At 43.6% G+C, this 1,046-nt stretch carries 1 protein-coding gene; it reads right to left on the bottom strand.

Annotation, left to right across the window (positions count from 1 at the left end; translation table 11 throughout):
- A partial coding sequence (locus tag EPA86_RS18250; RefSeq protein ID WP_246058452.1) for a putative Ig domain-containing protein occupies positions 1 to 1,046 on the bottom strand: 1,046 nt, incomplete at both ends.

The following is a 1,046-nucleotide window of genomic DNA, read 5'->3' as shown; positions in this document are numbered from 1 at the left end:
CCGTAGGGGCATTAGTCAATGACCACGTTAAATCCACACCATTATTACTATCATCACTGTCACTAACACTGGCGGCATAACTGTATTGAATATCTTCTATTGCCGTTGTGCCTGCTGATGAAGTAATACTCGGTGCATCATTGACTGGCGTAACACTGATAGTAAAGATTTCATTATCAGATAATGCGCCATCACTAACGGTTAAAGTAACTGTGCCTGAGCTTAATATGCCTTCGTTGGGTGTCCACTGAACGACACCAACTGACGATACTGTCATTCCCGTAGGGGCATTAGTCAATGACCACGTTAAATCCACACCATTATTACTGTCATCACTGTCACTAACACTGGCGGTATAACTGTATTGAACATCTTCTGTCGCCATTGTGCCTGCTGTTGAAGTAATACTCGGTGCATCATTAACTGGCGTAACACTGATAGTAAAGATTTCATTATCAGATAACGCGCCATCACTAACGGTTAAAGTTACCGCGCCTGAGCTTAATATGCCTTCGGTGGGTGTCCACTGAACGACACCGACTGACGATACGGTCATTCCCGTAGGGGCATTAGTCAATGACCACGTTAAATCCACACCATTATTACTATCATCACTGTCACTAACACTGGCGGCATAACTGTATTGAACATCTTCTGTCGCCATTGTGCCTGCTGTTGAAGTAATACTCGGTGCATCATTGACTGACGTAACACTGATAGTAAAGATTTCATTATCAGATAATGCGCCATCACTAACGGTTAAAGTAACCGCGCCTGAGCTTAATATGCCTTCGGTGGGTGTCCACTGAACGACACCGACTGACGATACGGTCATTCCCGTAGGGGCATTAGTCAATGACCACGTTAAATCCACACCATTATTACTATCATCACTGTCACTAACACTGGCGGTATAACTGTATTGAACATCTTCTGTCGCCATTGTGCCTGCTGTTGAAGTAATACTCGGTGCATCATTAACTGGCGTAACACTGATAGTAAAGATTTCATTATCAGATAACGCGCCATCACTAACGGTTAAAGTT

The organism is Litorilituus lipolyticus, assembly GCF_006439335.1.
GTDB classification, from domain to species: Bacteria; Pseudomonadota; Gammaproteobacteria; order Enterobacterales; family Alteromonadaceae; genus Colwellia; species Colwellia lipolytica.
The sequence above is the reverse complement of the archived record's forward strand: the minus strand, read 5'-3'. Positions and strand labels throughout refer to the sequence as shown.